This window comes from Streptomyces sp. NPDC059718, from assembly GCF_042733315.1.
Classification (GTDB): Bacteria; Actinomycetota; Actinomycetes; order Streptomycetales; family Streptomycetaceae; genus Actinacidiphila.
Map to the genome: position 1 here is coordinate 154,831 of NZ_JBHWGA010000005.1, position 13,210 is coordinate 168,040.

At 69.2% G+C, this 13,210-nt stretch carries 12 protein-coding genes and 1 tRNA gene; 10 read left to right on the plus strand and 3 right to left on the minus strand.

The annotated features are described in order from the left end of the window. Positions 1–18: 18 nt before the first annotated feature. A complete protein-coding gene (locus ACFV3E_RS08595; protein WP_500534067.1) occupies positions 19–651 on the minus strand; it encodes an NAD(P)-dependent oxidoreductase in 633 nt (210 codons plus the stop codon). A 48-nt stretch (positions 652–699) separates the two neighbouring features. On the opposite strand from ACFV3E_RS08595, the gene ACFV3E_RS08600 reads away from it, so the two are divergent. Then, complete coding sequence (locus tag ACFV3E_RS08600; protein WP_500534068.1) at positions 700–1,308, plus strand: TetR/AcrR family transcriptional regulator; 609 nt, start codon at positions 700–702, stop codon at positions 1,306–1,308. Here ACFV3E_RS08600 and ACFV3E_RS08605 read toward each other — a convergent pair. Then, positions 1,298–2,311: an adenosine deaminase gene (locus ACFV3E_RS08605; protein WP_500534069.1), complete on the minus strand. Its 1,014-nt coding sequence runs from the start codon at positions 2,309–2,311 to the stop codon at positions 1,298–1,300. The two genes, ACFV3E_RS08600 and ACFV3E_RS08605, sit on opposite strands and share 11 nt — an antisense overlap. 129 nt (positions 2,312–2,440) lie before the next feature. Beyond that, on the minus strand, positions 2,441–3,658 hold the full coding sequence (locus ACFV3E_RS08610; protein ID WP_500534070.1) for a pyridoxal phosphate-dependent aminotransferase: 1,218 nt from the start codon (positions 3,656–3,658) through the stop codon (positions 2,441–2,443). Between the two features lie 214 nt (positions 3,659–3,872). Between ACFV3E_RS08610 and ACFV3E_RS08615 the strand changes: the two genes are divergently transcribed. The 9 genes from ACFV3E_RS08615 to rpoB all read left to right on the plus strand — a co-directional run bounded on the left by ACFV3E_RS08615 (position 3,873) and on the right by rpoB (position 13,190). Beyond that, positions 3,873–3,945 (plus strand) — tRNA-Trp (locus tag ACFV3E_RS08615). 63 nt (positions 3,946–4,008) lie between these two features. Next, positions 4,009–4,308 carry a preprotein translocase subunit SecE gene (secE, locus tag ACFV3E_RS08620; protein ID WP_499513412.1) on the plus strand — a complete coding sequence of 100 codons (300 nt, stop codon included), beginning with the start codon at positions 4,009–4,011 and terminating at the stop codon, positions 4,306–4,308. 69 nt (positions 4,309–4,377) lie between these two features. Further along, a complete protein-coding gene (nusG, locus tag ACFV3E_RS08625; RefSeq protein ID WP_500534071.1) occupies positions 4,378–5,202 on the plus strand; it encodes a transcription termination/antitermination protein NusG in 825 nt (274 codons plus the stop codon). A 291-nt stretch (positions 5,203–5,493) separates the two neighbouring features. Further along, a complete protein-coding gene (rplK, locus tag ACFV3E_RS08630) occupies positions 5,494–5,928 on the plus strand; it encodes a 50S ribosomal protein L11 (protein ID WP_319135229.1) in 435 nt (144 codons plus the stop codon). Between the two features lie 74 nt (positions 5,929–6,002). Beyond that, positions 6,003–6,728 (plus strand): 50S ribosomal protein L1, encoded by a 726-nt coding sequence (rplA, locus tag ACFV3E_RS08635; RefSeq protein ID WP_500367180.1) that lies wholly within the window; start codon positions 6,003–6,005, stop codon positions 6,726–6,728. 162 nt (positions 6,729–6,890) lie between these two features. Further along, a complete protein-coding gene (locus tag ACFV3E_RS08640) occupies positions 6,891–7,844 on the plus strand; it encodes an SCO4651 family lipoprotein (protein WP_500534072.1) in 954 nt (317 codons plus the stop codon). 271 nt (positions 7,845–8,115) lie between these two features. Beyond that, positions 8,116–8,670, plus strand: coding sequence for a 50S ribosomal protein L10 (gene rplJ / locus ACFV3E_RS08645; RefSeq protein ID WP_319135235.1), 555 nt, complete (start codon positions 8,116–8,118; stop codon positions 8,668–8,670). A gap of 81 nt (positions 8,671–8,751) precedes the next feature. Then, entirely contained in the window at positions 8,752–9,135 is a 384-nt protein-coding gene (gene rplL, locus ACFV3E_RS08650) for a 50S ribosomal protein L7/L12 (RefSeq protein WP_499513416.1), read from the plus strand. A gap of 566 nt (positions 9,136–9,701) precedes the next feature. Then, the gene (gene rpoB / locus ACFV3E_RS08655) at positions 9,702–13,190 is read left to right on the plus strand and encodes a DNA-directed RNA polymerase subunit beta (protein WP_500534073.1); all 3,489 of its coding nucleotides are present in this window, start codon (positions 9,702–9,704) and stop codon (positions 13,188–13,190) included. Positions 13,191–13,210 lie beyond the last annotated feature (20 nt).

The following is a 13,210-nucleotide window of genomic DNA, read 5'->3' on the forward strand; positions in this document are numbered from 1 at the left end:
CGGTACGCCTCCCTCGTACTAGTACGCCACCCCGACCGCCTGCTTCAGCGTCGCCGCGTCGTCGACCACCGCGAGCATCGCGTGCGCCACGTCGGCGCGGCCGATGGTGAAGCCGCCGCGCAGATTGGCGTTGAGCGCGGTCCGGTAGACCCCGGTCAGCGGCTTGTCGCTGAGCTTCGGAGGGCGTACGGCGGTCCAGTCGGTGGCGCTGCGCCGCATCTCGTCCTCCATCGCCCGCAGGTCGTCGTAGACGGGCCGCAGCAGCCCCGAGACGACGGGTGCGGTGATCCGGCCGAGCAGCGTCTCGTCCTCCGGGACCGGGCCCAGCGGGGCCGCGCTGACCGCCACGAAGCGGCGCACGCCCTCCGCCTCCATGGCCCGCAGGACCGGACGGGTGACCTCGGTGGCGATCCCCGCGTCCTTGCGCCGGCGCGGCCCGAGACCGGAGAGCACCGCGTCCCGCCCGGCGACCGCCGCGCGCAGCGGCTCCGGGTCGGTCAGCGACGCCGTGACGACCTCCAGGCCGGATCCCGTCACGGGCAGCCGTGCCGGGTCGCGCACCACCGCGGTGACGCGGTGCCCCGCGGTCAGCGCCTGGCGCACGATCTGCCGGCCGATGCCCCCGGTCGCGCCGAACACCGTGATGTCCATCGTTCCCTCCCAGGTTGGTGAGTATTCACTCACCTTTAGGGTGAGTGCATGCTCACCCCCGAGTCAACACCCACCCGGACGCGGATCCTGGACGCCGCCGAGCGCCTGATGCGCACCATCGGCCTCGCCCGCACCACCACCAAGGAGATCGCGAAGGCGGCCGGCTGCTCGGAGGCCGCGCTCTACAAGCACTTCAGCAGCAAGGAGGAGCTGTTCGTCCAGGTGCTCAAGGAACGGGCGCCGCGGCTCGGGCCGCTCATGGCCGAGCTCACCGCCGACCCGGGCGACCGCAGCGTCGAGAGCTGCCTCACCGACATCGCGCGCACCGCGGTCCTCTTCTACGAGTCCAGCGTGCCGATCGCCGCCTCGCTCTTCGCGGAGCCCGCGCTGCTGGCACGGCACCGTGACGCACTGCGCCCCATGGGCTCCGGGCCGCACGTGCCGCTGCGGGAGCTCGCCCGCTACCTGCGCGCGGAGCGCGACAGCGGGCGCATCCGGGCCGACGCCGACCCCGAGGCGGCCGCCGCGCTGCTGCTCGGCGCGTGCTTCCAGCGCGGCTTCCTCAACTGCTACCTGGGCGAACCCGTCGACGACCGGCCGCTGGACGACTTCGCGCTCGCCGTGGCCCGCACGGTCCTGGCCGGGATCAGTCGCTGAGCCAGTCGTCGATCCCCGCCAGGAGCTTGGTCCGCACGCCCTCCGGCGCCGCGGAACCGCGTACCGACTGGCGGGCCAGTTCGGCCAGCTCCACGTCGGTGAAGCCGTGCGCGTCCCGGGCCAGTTCGTACTGCGCGGCGAGCCGGGAGCCGAACAGCAGCGGGTCGTCGGCGCCCAGCGCCATCGGCACCCCGGCGTCGAAGAGGGTGCGCAGCGGCACCTGCTCGGGCTGCTCGTAGACGCCCAGGGCGACGTTGGACGCGGGGCAGACCTCGCAGGTCACGCCGCGCTCGGCGAGCTTCGCCATCAGCCGCGGGTCCTCCGCCGCCCGCACGCCGTGCCCGATGCGGCTGGCGTGCAGGTCGTCCAGGCAGTCGCGGACGCTGCCCGCGCCCGCCAGCTCGCCGCCGTGCGGGGCCGCCAGCAGGCCGCCCTCCCGGGCGATGGCGAAGGCGCGGTCGAAGTCCCTGGCCAGACCCCGGCGCTCGTCGTTGGAGAGCCCGAAGCCGACCACCCCGCGGTCCGTGTAGCGCACGGCGAGCCGAGCCAGCGTACGGGCGTCCAGCGGGTGCTTGGTGCGGTTGGCGGCGACGAGGACGGCCATGCCCACGCCCGTGTCCCGGGAGGCGGTCTCCACCGCGTCCAGGATGATCTCCAGCGCCGGGATCAGCCCGCCCAGGCGCGGCGCGTACGAGGTGGGGTCGACCTGTATCTCCAGCCACCCCGATCCGTCGCGGGCGTCCTCCTCGGCGGCCTCGCGCACCAGACGGCGGATGTCGTCGGGGGAGCGGAGCACGGAACGCGCGATGTCGTACAGGCGCTGGAAGCGGAACCACCCGCGCTCGTCGGTCGCGCGCAGACTGGGCGGCTCGCCCGAGGTCAGTGCCTCGGGTAGGTGCACCCCGTACTTGTCGGCGAGCTCCAGCAGCGTCGCGGGCCGCATCGAGCCGGTGAAGTGCAGGTGGAGGTGCGCCTTGGGGAGGAGGGATACATCGCGTGCCATCCACAGATCCTGCCGCACCGGCGGGGGGTGCCGGTACCTCTTTCGGTCGCTTTCCCCGAACGAGCGCTTGCCCGCACACACACGCGGGCCCCCGGACCGGCCGGTCCGGGGGCCCGCGGGGCGGTCGGCTCAGGCCTTGGCCTCGCCCAGCAGCTTCTGCAGCCGGGAGACGCCCTCGACGAGGTCCTCGTCCCCGAGCGCGTACGACAGGCGCAGGTAGCCGGGGGTGCCGAAGGCCTCGCCCGGGACCACGGCGACCTCGGCCTCCTCCAGGATCAGCTCGGCCAGCTCCACCGAGCTCTGCGGCCGCTTGCCGCTGATCTCCTTGCCGAGCAGCGCCTTGACCGACGGGTACGCGTAGAACGCGCCCTCCGGCTCGGGGCAGACCACGCCGGGGATCTCGTTGAGCATCCGCACGATGGTCTGGCGGCGGCGGTCGAAGGCCTTCCGCATCTCGGCCACGGCCACCAGGTCACCGGAGACGGCGGCCAGGGCGGCGACCTGCGCGACGTTGCTCACGTTCGAGGTGGCGTGCGACTGCAGGTTGGTGGCGGCCTTGACGACGTCCTTGGGGCCGATGATCCACCCCACGCGCCAGCCGGTCATGGCGTAGGTCTTGGCCACGCCGTTGACGACCACGCACTTGTCGCGCAGCTCGGGGAAGAGCGCGGGCAGCGAGACCGCGGCGGCGCCCCCGTAGACCAGGTGCTCGTAGATCTCGTCGGTCAGCACCCACAGGCCGTGCTCGACGGCCCAGCGGCCGATCGCCTCGGTCTCGGCCTCGGTGTAGACGGCGCCGGTCGGGTTGGACGGCGACACGAAGAGCACGACCTTGGTCTTCTCCGTGCGGGCGGCCTCCAGCTGCGCGACGGAGACCCGGTAGCCGGTCGTCTCGTCGGCGACCACCTCCACCGGGACACCGCCGGCCAGCCGGATCGACTCGGGGTAGGTCGTCCAGTACGGCGCCGGGACGATGACCTCGTCACCCGGGTCGAGGATCGCGGCGAAGGCCTCGTAGATGGCCTGCTTGCCGCCGTTGGTGACCAGGATCTGGGAGGCGTCGACCTCGTAGCCGGAGTCGCGCAGCGTCTTGGCGGCGATCGCGGCCTTCAGCTCCGGCAGGCCGCCGGCCGGGGTGTAGCGGTGGTACTTCGGATTGCGGCACGCCTCCACGGCCGCCTCGACGATGTAGTCGGGCGTCGGGAAGTCGGGCTCGCCGGCTCCGAAGCCGATGACCGGTCGCCCGGCGGCCTTGAGGGCCTTGGCCTTCGCGTCCACGGCGAGCGTCGCGGACTCGGAGATCGACCCGATGCGGGCCGACACGCGTCGTTCAGTTGCAGCGGTCATGCCTGCATCGTCGCAGACCCGGGGGTACCGGAGCACACGAGTTCACGTTCCGGTCGGAACCGCGCGCAACCGCGCCGAACCGCGCCCGGACACGCGACGCATTCGACGCCCGGCCCGCGAACACGTACACTCATGCGTCGATGGCCCCCGCGATCTGATCTTGGCTGCACACATCGTGCAGCCGCTCGGATGCGGTACGTTGGGGGGCACTCAAAGGGTCGTAGCTCAATTGGTAGAGCACTGGTCTCCAAAACCAGCGGTTGGGGGTTCGAGTCCCTCCGGCCCTGCTACAAGCAGGCAGACGCTTTGAGGATTGTTTCGGCAAACGACCCGGATTCAGGTGAGGACGAGTGACGGAAGCCCTGGGCTCCACCGCGACGCCTGAAAGTGGTCGTCCCGACGGTGAATCCACGGACGCCGGCTCCAAGAAGCCCCGCCGCGGCGGCAAGCGCGGCAAGAAGGGGCCCCTCGCGCGCCTCGCGCTCTTCTACCGCCAGATCGTCGCGGAGCTCCGCAAGGTCGTCTGGCCCACGCGCAGCGAGCTCATCACCTACACCAGCGTGGTGATTGTCTTCGTTGTGGTCATCATCGCGCTCGTTACCGTGATTGACTGGGGATTCAACAAGGGCGTCTCGTACGTCTTCGGGTGATTCCTCCCGCGGAGGGCGCCCGCGGCGCCCGACCGCCTGTTCCACATCGTGAAGGAAGAAGCAGCGACCGTGTCTGACCCGAACCTGTACGACGCCGACGAGACCGTCGAGGGCGACGACACCGCGCTTGACATCGTCGAGGCAGCCGACGGCGACATCGACCAGGCGGAGGCTGCGGACGAGGCCGCCGGCGAGCCGGCCGAGCAGGCTGCCGTCCAGGTCGTCGACGAGGACGAGGACGAGGCCACGGAAGAGGAAGCCGCGGAGGAGCAGGCCCCGGCGGACCCGGTCGCCTCGTTCCGCGAGGAGCTGCGCGCCCTCCCCGGCGAGTGGTACGTCATCCACACCTACGCCGGCTACGAGAACCGCGTCAAGTCCAACCTGGAGCAGCGCGCCGTCTCGCTGAACGTCGAGGACTACATCTACCAGGCCGAGGTGCCCCAGGAAGAGGTCGTCCAGATCAAGAACGGCGACCGCCGCACCGTCCGCCAGAACAAGCTGCCCGGCTACGTGCTGGTGCGCATGGACCTGACGAACGAGTCCTGGGGCGTCGTCCGCAACACCCCCGGCGTCACCGGCTTCGTCGGCAACGCCTACGACCCGTACCCGCTGACGCTGGACGAGGTCACCAAGATGCTCGCCCCGGAGGTCGAGGAGCAGGCCGCCGCCGCCGAGGGCGGCGAGGGCGGTGCCGTCCCGAAGCGCAAGGTCGAGGTCCAGGTGCTGGACTTCGAGGTCGGCGACTCGGTCACGGTCACCGACGGCCCGTTCGCGACGCTGCAGGCCACGATCAACGAGATCAACCCGGACTCGAAGAAGGTCAAGGGCCTCGTCGAGATCTTCGGCCGCGAGACCCCGGTCGAGCTCAGCTTCGACCAGATCCAGAAGAACTAGCAGCCCGGAACACCGGAAGAGCCCCCGCCCGCGGTCACCCGCCGGGCGGGGGCTCTTCCGCGTACGTCGGGGACGGTCACCGCGGCGGCGGGCGAGCGTCCGGCCCGGCCACGAAGACCCCCTCGGCAGGCGGCGCGGACGGCCGCTCCAGGCGGTTTCCGGGGGTCCTCGGGTGTGCCGCCGGGTCGTCTCTGACCTGCTCGGTTTCAGAGCTCGGCACGATACCCGCTATCGTGGTGCGGTATGCCTGCTCGCAGGCAGGAAACTCTCACTAGGACCCGGAGAGAGCACATGCCTCCCAAGAAGAAGAAGGTCACGGGGCTTATCAAGCTCCAGATCAACGCTGGTGCGGCCAACCCGGCCCCGCCGGTGGGCCCGGCGCTGGGTCAGCACGGCGTCAACATCATGGAGTTCTGCAAGGCCTACAACGCGGCCACCGAGTCGCAGCGTGGCTGGGTGATCCCGGTGGAGATCACGGTCTACGAGGACCGTTCCTTCACCTTCATCACCAAGACCCCGCCGGCTTCCCGCATGATCCTCAAGGCCGCGGGTGTGGAGAAGGGCTCCGGCGAGCCGCACAAGACCAAGGTCGCGAAGCTTACGCGCGACCAGGTCCGCGAGATCGCCACGACCAAGCTGCCCGACCTCAACGCGAACGACCTGGACGCCGCCGAGAAGATCATCGCCGGCACCGCGCGTTCCATGGGCATCACGGTCGAGGGCTGACCACACCACCAGCAGTTCCGTGGCAGGGCCTGCTCGGCCCGCACCACGACTCCTCAGGACACACAGGAGCAGTAGTGAGCAAGCGCAGCAAGTCTCTCCGCGCTGCGGACGCCAAGATCGACCGGGAGCGTCTGTACGCGCCCCTCGAGGCCGTCCGTCTCGCCAAGGACACCTCCACCAGCAAGTACGACGGCACCGTCGAGGTGGCCTTCCGTCTGGGCGTCGACCCGCGCAAGGCCGACCAGATGGTCCGTGGCACCGTGAACCTTCCGCACGGCACCGGTAAGACCGCCCGGGTCCTGGTCTTCGCGACCGGTGACCGTGCCGAGGCCGCGCGTGCCGCGGGCGCCGACATCGTCGGCGCCGACGAGCTCATCGACGAGGTCGCCAAGGGCCGTCTGGACTTCGACGCCGTCGTCGCCACCCCGGACCTCATGGGCAAGGTCGGCCGCCTCGGCCGCGTCCTCGGTCCCCGTGGTCTGATGCCGAACCCGAAGACCGGCACCGTCACCCCCGACGTGGCCAAGGCCGTCACCGAGATCAAGGGCGGCAAGATCGAGTTCCGCGTCGACAAGCACTCGAACCTGCACTTCATCATCGGCAAGACCTCGTTCGGTGAGCAGCAGCTGGTCGAGAACTACGGCGCGGCCCTGGACGAGATCCTCCGTCTGAAGCCGTCCGCCGCCAAGGGTCGCTACATCAAGAAGGCCGCCATCAGCACCACGGTGGGCCCCGGCATCCCGGTCGACCCGAACCGCACCCGTAACCTCCTCGTCGAGGAGGACCCGGCCTCCGTCTGACCGGGTCGGGCCCCTGGGCCCGTGCAGTTGTGAACCGGCCCCGCGCCTCTCCGGAGGTGCGGGGCCGGTTTTTTTCGTACGACCGTGTCGGCGCGGTGCGTTACCGTGGCAAGCGGTTCCACGGGGACCCGGGGACGACGGACGGCATGGGGTGGGGATTTCATGAGCTTGTCGGCAGCGAAGCGTCTGGGCGTCGGTCTGGCGGCCGTGGCCGTCGTGGTCGGGCTCGCGGGCTGCGACGACGGCGACGGGGGCGGCAAGAAGCGCAAGAAGGCCGATGCGCCCCACGGGGCGGTCCAGGCGCAGGGCGAGGTCGCCAAGGCCATCCAGGCCGCCTTCGAGAAGACCTCGGAGGCGAAGTCCGCCAAGGTGCGCATGACGCTCACCCTGCCGGCCGGCGCACAGGGCGGCGGCACCCTGCGGATCGCCGGCGTGCAGGGGTGGGACCCGGCGGTCATGGACGTCACCATGGAGGGCTCCGCCTTCACCGCCACCGACCCGGACGCCCCCTCCCGGATCCGCATGATCATGCTGGACCAGGCCATGTACATGGACATGGGGGCGAAGCAGGCCGCCGAGATGGACGGCAAGCGCTGGATGAAGCTGGACCTGAAGGCCGCGGCCGAGGTGAGCGGCAGCGAAGAGCTGCAGAAGCAGATGACCGGCGGCCTGGACAACATGAACCAGGACCCGGCCGAGCAGCTCGCCCTGCTGCTCCAGTCGCCCAGCCTGAAGCACGTCGGCGCGGAGAAGGTCGGCGGCGTCCAGGCGGACCACTACAAGGGCACGCTGACCTTCGCGGAGATGGTGGACGCCAACAAGGCCACCGGCGTCCTGTCCGAGAAGGAGCGCAAGGCCCTGGTCGCCAACGCCGAGAAGGCGGGCATCAAGGGCTACGACACCGAGATCTGGGTCAACCAGGACCACTACCCGGTGAAGATGGCCGTGGGCGTGAAGACGCCGGAGGGCACGCTCCGCATGAACGCCTCCTACTCCGACTACGGCACCGCGGTGAGCGTCCAGGCGCCGCCGGCGAAGGACACCGTCGACCTCTTCGGGATGCTCGGGGACATGAAGGCGTCAGGCCTGACCGGGGGCTCCGGCCTCACGGGCTGACCTGCCCCGACACCGGATTTGCCTGGCGCGGATCCGTTCGCGTAGTCTTCAACGGAAGCCAAAGACCGCTGGTTGTTGGCGCGCCCGTGAGGGTGCGGCAGCCGAAGGATCCGCTGATGCGGACGGCCCGCGCAGGTGACTGTGGATGCACTCCCGGGAACGCTCATCGTGATTCCGGTCGAGTCACGCCCCGTGCGCCTGCGCCGGGGCGTTTGTTTTGCCCGGCCCCTTCCCGTGCGGTCCGAATCACCCGGAAGGAGGCCGAGGCTCTATGGCGAGGCCCGACAAGGCCGGTTCGGTTGCCGAGCTGACGGACAAGTTCCGCAGCTCCAACGCCGCCGTGCTGACCGAGTACCGCGGTCTCACCGTGGCGCAGCTCAAGACGCTGCGCCGTTCGCTCGGTGAGAACGCCCAGTACGCCGTGGTGAAGAACACGCTGACCAAGATCGCGGCCAACGAGGCCGGGATCACCGCTCTGGACGACCTGTTCGCGGGTCCGACGGCGGTCGCCTTCGTCACCGGTGACCCGGTGGAGTCGGCGAAGGGTCTCCGTGACTTCGCCAAGGAGAACCCGAACCTCATCATCAAGGGCGGTGTGCTTGACGGCAAGCCGCTGTCCGCCGATGAGATCAAGAAGCTCGCGGACCTCGAGTCCCGCGAGGTGCTGCTCGCCAAGCTGGCGGGTGCCATGAAGGCAAAGCAGGGCCAGGCCGCTGCTGTCTTCCAGGCCCTGCCTTCGAAGCTCGTCCGCACCGTGGAAGCGCTGCGCGAGAAGGTCGAGCAGGGCGGTGCCGGTACGCCGGCTCCCGCCGAGGACGCGGAGTAGTCACTCCCGTGCTCTAGCGGGCCCGTACGCCCGCCGACATGTACATCCGGCACCTGCCGAATTAGTGGAAGGACCGCCATCATGGCGAAGCTCAGCCAGGACGACCTGCTCGCGCAGTTCGAGGAGATGACCCTCATCGAGCTCTCCGAGTTCGTGAAGGCCTTCGAGGACAAGTTCGACGTCACCGCCGCCGCCCCGGTCGCCGCCGTGGCCGCCGGTGTCCCCGGTGCCCCCGCCGAGGCCGTCGAGGAGAAGGACGAGTTCGACGTCATCCTCACCGGCGCCGGCGAGAAGAAGATCCAGGTCATCAAGGTCGTGCGCGAGCTGACCTCCCTGGGTCTGAAGGAGGCCAAGGACCTCGTCGACGGCACCCCGAAGCCGGTCCTCGAGAAGGTCAACAAGGAGGCCGCCGAGAAGGCCGCCGAGTCCCTCAAGGCCGCGGGCGCGTCCGTCGAGGTCAAGTGATCCCTGCCCCTTCCGGGGGGCTGATCAGCCGCGGGGCGGCCACCCTTTCGGGTGGCCGCCCTCGGTCGTTTGCGTGGTGCGTCACCCGGTCCGGCGACCGACCCGGGTAGGGTGATCATCACTGTTCCGGGACCGTCGGCTTCCTCGAGCTGTGACGATCTCCGCGGGGCGGAGGCCTTGACGAACCGCACGCAGCGCGCGATTCTCAGGACGCGTCGTCACATCGGCCATGGACCGAGGCATGGAACGAAGGCGATGCGGGAATGCCTAGCGTGGCAAGCGTGAAAGAGGGCATGACGGCTCACAACAAGGGGCTCCAACCGACCCCTCCGGAGGACGAGATTGGTGCAGCACCGGTCTCCGAAACTCTGCACTGGACATCAGTGTGCCAAGTGGCTACACTGACCCTTTGCGCTGCCTGTTAGCTGCCGCCTGGCCCGTCACCAGGGGCAAGCCCAAGCCTGAGCACACGTGAGGAACCGTCCTGACCAGGGCCTCCTTGTCTGCGCCCGGGGGCGGAAGCCGGTACGCGCGTAGTGAGTCCGAGCCCTCGGAAGGACCCCCTCTTGGCCGCCTCGCGCAACGCCTCGACTGCCAATTCGAACAACGGCGCAAGCACCGCCCCGCTGCGCATCTCTTTCGCGAAGATCAAGGAGCCCCTCGAGGTCCCGAACCTCCTCGCGCTGCAGACCGAGAGCTTTGACTGGCTCCTCGGCAACGCCGCCTGGAAGGCTCGCGTCGAGGCGGCCCTGGACAGTGGCCAGGACGTCCCCACCAAGTCCGGTCTGGAGGAGATCTTCGAGGAGATCTCCCCGATCGAGGACTTCTCCGGGTCGATGTCGCTGACCTTCCGCGACCACCGTTTCGAGCCTCCGAAGAACTCGATCGACGAGTGCAAGGAGCGCGACTTCACGTACGCGGCCCCGCTCTTCGTCACGGCCGAGTTCACCAACAACGAGACCGGCGAGATCAAGTCCCAGACGGTCTTCATGGGCGACTTCCCGCTCATGACCAACAAGGGCACCTTCGTCATCAACGGCACCGAGCGTGTCGTGGTGTCCCAGCTGGTGCGCTCGCCGGGTGTCTACTTCGACAGCCAGATCGACAAGACGTCCGACAAGGACATCTACTCCGCCAAGGTCATCCCCTCCCGTGGTGCCTGGCTGGAGATGGAGATCGACAAGCGCGACATGGTCGGTGTCCGCATCGACCGCAAGCGCAAGCAGTCCGTGACCGTCCTCCTGAAGGCGCTCGGCTGGACCACCGAGCAGATCCTCGAGGAGTTCGGCGAGTACGAGTCCATGCGCGCCACCCTGGAGAAGGACCACACCCAGGGCCAGGACGACGCGCTGCTGGACATCTACCGCAAGCTGCGTCCGGGCGAGCCGCCGACCCGTGAGGCCGCGCAGACGCTGCTGGAGAACCTCTACTTCAACCCCAAGCGCTACGACCTGGCCAAGGTCGGCCGCTACAAGATCAACAAGAAGCTGGGTGCCGACGCGCCGCTCGACGCCGGCGTGCTGACCGTCGAGGACGTCATCTCGGCGATCAAGTACCTGGTCAAGCTGCACGCGGGCGAGACCGAGACCACCGGCGACAACGGTTCCTCCGTGGTCGTCGAGGTCGACGACATCGACCACTTCGGCAACCGTCGTCTGCGCAACGTCGGCGAGCTCATCCAGAACCAGGTCCGTACGGGTCTGGCCCGCATGGAGCGCGTCGTCCGCGAGCGGATGACCACCCAGGACGTCGAGGCGATCACGCCGCAGACCCTGATCAACATCCGGCCGGTCGTCGCCTCCATCAAGGAGTTCTTCGGCACCAGCCAGCTGTCCCAGTTCATGGACCAGACGAACCCGCTGTCGGGCCTGACCCACAAGCGCCGTCTGTCCGCGCTGGGCCCCGGTGGTCTGTCCCGTGAGCGGGCCGGCTTCGAGGTCCGTGACGTGCACCCGTCCCACTACGGACGCATGTGCCCGATCGAGACCCCCGAAGGCCCGAACATCGGTCTGATCGGCTCGCTGGCCTCCTACGGCCGGGTCAACGCGTTCGGTTTCGTGGAGACCCCGTACCGCAAGGTCGACGAGAACGGTGTCGTCACCGACGAGGTCAACTTCCTCACGGCCGACGAGGAGGACCGCTTCGTCATCGCCCAGGCGAACGCCCCGCTGACCGACGACAACCGCTTCGCGGAGTCGCGCGTCCTGGTGCGCCGCCGTGGTGGCGAGATCGACTACGTCCCCGGTGAGGACGTGGACTACATGGACGTCTCGCCGCGCCAGATGGTGTCGGTCGCGACCGCCATGATCCCCTTCCTCGAGCACGACGACGCCAACCGCGCGCTCATGGGATCGAACATGATGCGCCAGGCCGTGCCGCTGCTCAAGGCGCAGGCCCCGCTGGTCGGCACCGGCATGGAGTACCGCTGCGCGGTCGACGCCGGTGACGTCATCAAGGCCGACAAGGACGGTGTGGTCCAGGAGGTCTCCGCGGACTACGTCACCGTCGCCAACGACGACGGCACCTACAACACCTACCGGGTCGCCAAGTTCTCCCGCTCGAACCAGGGCACGTCCTTCAACCAGAAGGTCGTCGTGGACGAGGGCGCCCGCGTGATCGCCGGCCAGGTGCTCGCAGACGGCCCGTCCACCGAGCGCGGTGAGATGGCGCTGGGCAAGAACCTCCTGGTGGCGTTCATGCCGTGGGAGGGCCACAACTACGAGGACGCGATCATCCTCAGCCAGCGTCTGGTGCAGGACGACGTCCTCTCCTCGATCCACATCGAGGAGCACGAGGTCGACGCCCGTGACACCAAGCTCGGCCCCGAGGAGATCACCCGGGACATCCCGAACGTCTCCGAGGAGGTCCTGGCCGACCTCGACGAGCGCGGCATCATCCGCATCGGTGCCGAGGTCGTCGCCGGCGACATCCTGGTCGGCAAGGTCACCCCGAAGGGCGAGACCGAGCTGACCCCGGAGGAGCGCCTGCTGCGCGCGATCTTCGGCGAGAAGGCCCGTGAGGTCCGTGACACCTCGCTGAAGGTGCCGCACGGCGAGACCGGCAAGGTCATCGGCGTGCGCGTCTTCGACCGCGAGGAGGGCGACGAGCTGCCGCCCGGCGTGAACCAGCTGGTCCGCGTCTACGTGGCGCAGAAGCGCAAGATCACCGACGGTGACAAGCTCGCCGGGCGCCACGGCAACAAGGGCGTCATCTCCAAGATCCTGCCGATCGAGGACATGCCGTTCCTGGAGGACGGCACCGCGGTCGACATCATCCTCAACCCTCTGGGTGTCCCGTCCCGAATGAACCCGGGACAGGTCCTGGAGATCCACCTCGGCTGGCTCGCCGCCCAGGGCTGGGACGTCTCCGGCCTCGGCGAGGAGTGGGCGCAGCGCCTCACGGCGATCGGCGCCGACCAGGTGGAGGCCGGCACCAACGTCGCCACCCCGGTGTTCGACGGTGCCCGCGAGGACGAGATCGCCGGTCTCTTCGAGGCCACGATCCCGAACCGCGACGGCCAGCGCCTGGTGCTGCCCTCCGGTAAGGCCCGGCTCTTCGACGGCCGCTCCGGCGAGCCGTTCCCGGACCCGATCTCGGTCGGCTACATGTACATCCTCAAGCTGCACCACCTGGTGGACGACAAGCTGCACGCCCGTTCCACCGGTCCGTACTCGATGATCACCCAGCAGCCGCTGGGTGGTAAGGCGCAGTTCGGTGGTCAGCGCTTCGGTGAGATGGAGGTGTGGGCCCTTGAGGCGTACGGCGCGGCCTACGCGCTGCAGGAACTCCTCACCATCAAGTCCGACGACGTCCTGGGCCGCGTGAAGGTCTACGAGGCGATCGTCAAGGGCGAGAACATCCCCGAGCCGGGCATTCCCGAGTCCTTCAAGGTGCTCATCAAGGAAATGCAGTCGCTCTGCCTCAACGTGGAGGTGCTGTCCTCGGACGGCATGTCCATCGAGATGCGCGACACGGACGAGGACGTCTTCCGCGCGGCGGAGGAGCTCGGTATCGACCTGTCCCGGCGCGAGCCGAGCAGCGTCGAAGAGGTCTGACGGGCCGGCCGGGGAGCTGC

Coding starts and splice junctions, on each gene's coding strand:
- ACFV3E_RS08640 (WP_500534072.1), top strand. CDS start 6,891: ATGAGCTTGTCGGCAGCGAAGCGTCTGGGCGTCGGTCTGGCGGCCGTG.
- ACFV3E_RS08600 (WP_500534068.1), top strand. CDS start 700: ATGCTCACCCCCGAGTCAACACCCACCCGGACGCGGATCCTGGACGCC.
- ACFV3E_RS08595 (WP_500534067.1), bottom strand. CDS start 651: ATGGACATCACGGTGTTCGGCGCGACCGGGGGCATCGGCCGGCAGATC.
- rplJ (WP_319135235.1), top strand. CDS start 8,116: ATGGCGAGGCCCGACAAGGCCGGTTCGGTTGCCGAGCTGACGGACAAG.
- rplK (WP_319135229.1), top strand. CDS start 5,494: ATGCCTCCCAAGAAGAAGAAGGTCACGGGGCTTATCAAGCTCCAGATC.
- ACFV3E_RS08610 (WP_500534070.1), bottom strand. CDS start 3,658: ATGACCGCTGCAACTGAACGACGCGTGTCGGCCCGCATCGGGTCGATC.
- rplL (WP_499513416.1), top strand. CDS start 8,752: ATGGCGAAGCTCAGCCAGGACGACCTGCTCGCGCAGTTCGAGGAGATG.
- ACFV3E_RS08605 (WP_500534069.1), bottom strand. CDS start 2,311: ATGGCACGCGATGTATCCCTCCTCCCCAAGGCGCACCTCCACCTGCAC.